This window comes from Rhodococcus sp. P3_B8 (genome assembly GCF_056402775.1).
The window spans coordinates 1-2,982 of record NZ_JBFUGT010000508.1 but is presented as its reverse complement, the minus strand read 5'-3'; the positions used below and the strand labels follow the sequence as shown (position 1 = coordinate 2,982).

3 protein-coding genes are annotated in these 2,982 nt (G+C 67.5%); 1 reads left to right on the top strand and 2 read right to left on the bottom strand.

The genetic code is table 11. From position 1 onward, the window contains the following. The first annotated feature begins 147 nt into the window (after positions 1–147). Positions 148–684, top strand: coding sequence for a LiaF domain-containing protein (locus AC1D1G_RS43710; protein WP_477956764.1), 537 nt, complete (start codon positions 148–150; stop codon positions 682–684). On the opposite strand, the gene AC1D1G_RS43705 is transcribed toward AC1D1G_RS43710, so the two are convergent. Together AC1D1G_RS43705 and amaB are read right to left on the bottom strand one after the other, a co-directional pair. After that, positions 681–1,667, bottom strand: coding sequence for an acyl-CoA dehydrogenase family protein (locus AC1D1G_RS43705; protein WP_477956763.1), 987 nt, complete (start codon positions 1,665–1,667; stop codon positions 681–683). The two genes, AC1D1G_RS43710 and AC1D1G_RS43705, sit on opposite strands and share 4 nt — an antisense overlap. Positions 1,668–1,715: 48 nt before the next feature. Continuing rightward, the coding region (gene amaB / locus AC1D1G_RS43700) for an L-piperidine-6-carboxylate dehydrogenase (protein WP_477956762.1) at positions 1,716–2,982 on the bottom strand (1,267 nt) is incomplete at its 5' end.

The following is a 2,982-nucleotide window of genomic DNA, read 5'->3' as shown; positions in this document are numbered from 1 at the left end:
CCACCACGTAGGCGCCCACAGCGAGTAGCGCCAGAGCAACTGCGCGGATCATCCTGAACACGTTGTCTCGCTTCGGTCGAAGGGGCGGTGTGTCACGGGTGTAGCCGTCAGACCGTAGACGAGGGCACCGACAGCTACGGTGGAGCCATGACTGCTGCAGGGGACAKCTTCGAACTCGACCGACTCCGCGAGGCTGCCCAAGCCCGGCTCGAGAAGGGGGTGGGAGATGGAAAGCTCACATTGGAGGAGTATTCGGAGCATGCCGCGATCGTCTGGTCACGCGACGCCGACGTCGAGCGTCTTCGGCGGCTGGTTCCCGTCGAGGCTCCGACGGCACCGGTGTCGCGACCTCAATCCACCATCGTCGGAATCTTCGGCGACACCAAGCGTTCCGGCCGCTGGTCGCTCGCCGTGAAGACACTGGCCCTGCTCGTGTTCGGGGACGTGAAGCTCGACCTCCGGTCGGCCGTGATCGGCGCCCGCACGTCGACGATCACACTCGTCACACTGTTCGGTGACAGCACCGTCACCGTTCCGGAGGGCGTGCATGTCGAGGTGGGTGGTTTCGACCTCTTCGGCGACCGCGAACTCGACGCCGGTGCACAGGATCCCGGGCCCGGAGCCCCGACGATCCGCATCGTGTCGTACTCGCTGTTCGGTGACCTGCGGGTCCGCACCCGCTAGTCGCGGCCGAGGCGCTCCAGCAACGCCGACTTGATCGCCGGACGTCCCGCCGCGACGAGCGTGAAGGTGGCTTCACGCATCAGACGTTCGGCGGTGTTCCCGGCGAGCAGTGACGAGCTGCCCTTCGCTGTGACGAGGGCGGTGGCGGTGCGGATGGCGAGTTCCGAAGCGCGGGCCCGTGCTTCGGCGATCTCCGCCCGGCCTTCGAGGGCGGCGTTGAGGTCGAGTCGTGCCCGGGCGGCCTGCTCTTCGAACGGGTCGGCGTCGACGCCGAGAGCCTCCAGTTCGCTGATCGCCCGCCGGGTGATCCCCATAGCCATGCACCCGTTGATCCACGACCCGAACAGCTGGCTTTTCGCGAAATCCTCGGGGGAGACGACGGCACTCACCAGATCGCGTGGCACGGCGAGCCCGTCGAATTTTAACCGGACCGTGTTGGACCCGCGGGCCGCGATCAGCGGGAGTTCCTCGGCGGTGAGTCCCCGAAGTGGTTGTGCGGGAATGATGACGTGCACGATGGAGTCGTCGAATTCGTCGCGCGCCGACACCTGAAGCAGATCGACGATGCCCCAGCCGGTGACGAACGGCGACACCCCGTCGAGCACGTAGCCGTCGTCGACGCTGCGTGCCCACAGCGTGGGCGGGACGGGAATCGCGCCGGCCAGGGCGACACCGGCCCGCACGGTGCCGTCGACGAGTCCGTCGAGATAGCGATCCTGCAGGGCAGTGTTCGGGGACGCGGCGAGACCGGCGACGACGCCGTGATGCTGCATCCACGTGAACGCCGTCGCGAGGCAACCACCGCACAACGTCTCCATCACGTCGACCAGCACCGACGGTGTCACACCTTCTTCGCCCGGTGCCGCGAGTCCGTAGAAGCCGTCGGCGGCGAGAGTCTCGAAGTGACTGTCGGGAATCTCGCCGTCGGCATCGACGCTGTCGGCCACCGGGAACAACACGTTCTCGGCAATCTCACGCGCCATCTCGGTCCAGTTGCTCACGCCCCGAGAGTAGCCGGTCGACGCCGCCGATCAGGTGAACTCCACCCCCTGCGCGAGCGGGAGTCGATCGGAGTAGTTGACGGTGTTCGTCGCGCGACGCATGTACGCCTTCCATGCGTCGGATCCGGACTCGCGTCCGCCGCCCGTCTCCTTCTCGCCGCCGAACGCCCCGCCGATCTCCGCACCCGACGTGCCGATGTTGACGTTCGCGATGCCGCAGTCGGAACCGTCTGCCGCAAGGAATCTCTCGGCCTCTCGCTGATCGGTGGTGAAGATCGACGACGAGAGGCCTTGGGGCACTTCGTTGTGCAACGCGATCGCCTGATCGAAGTCGTCGTAGGTGAGGACGTAGAGGATCGGTGCGAACGTTTCCTCCTGCACCACCGACGTCTGCGCGGGCATCCGGACGAGGGCGGGCGAGACGTAGTAGGCGGAGTCGCTACCTCCGCTGCGTTCGCCGCCGCAGACGACGGTCCCGCCGTCGGCGCGGGCCTTGTCCAACGCGGTCTGCATGGCCTCGAACGCGGAGCCGTTCACCAGCGGACCGACGAGGACGCCGTCGTCGAACGGATTCCCGACCTTCAACTGGCCGTACGCCGAAGAGATGCGCTGCACCAGTTCGTCGGCGACGGACGAGTGCACGATCAGCCGGCGCAGTGACGTGCAGCGCTGGCCCGCGGTGCCCGCGGCGGAGAAGACGATTCCCCGCACGGCAAGGTCGAGATCGGCGGACGGTGCCACCACCGCTGCGTTGTTGCCACCCAGTTCGAGCAGGCATTTGCCGAACCGCGCGGCGACGCGCGGACCCACGGCGCGACCCATCCGCACCGACCCGGTGGCGCTGACCAGAGCCACGCGTGCGTCGTCGACGAGACGCTCACCGACGTCCCCCGCGCCCTGGACCAGGGCATGGATCCCCGCGGGTGCACCGACGTCGCGGGCGGCGCGCGCCAGCAGTGCATCGCACGCGATTGCGGTGAGCGGAGTCCGGTCCGACGGCTTCCACACCACCGTGTCGCCGCAGACCAGCGCGACGGCGGTGTTCCACGACCACACGGCCACGGGGAAGTTGAATGCGGAGATCACCCCGACGACTCCCAGCGGGTGCCACGTCTCCATCAGCCGGTGTCCCGGACGTTCCGACGCCATCGTCCTGCCGTACAACTGGCGTGACAGACCGACCGCGAATTCGCAGATGTCGATCATCTCCTGCACTTCGCCCTGCGCCTCGGACGGAATCTTGCCCGCCTCGAGGGTGACGAGTTCCGCCAGATCCGTCTTGTGTTCCGTGAGAAGC

Bases quoted from the DNA above. Each gene is read 5' to 3' on its own strand.
- AC1D1G_RS43705 (WP_477956763.1), bottom strand. From the start codon at position 1,667: ATGGCGCGTGAGATTGCCGAGAACGTGTTGTTCCCGGTGGCCGACAGC.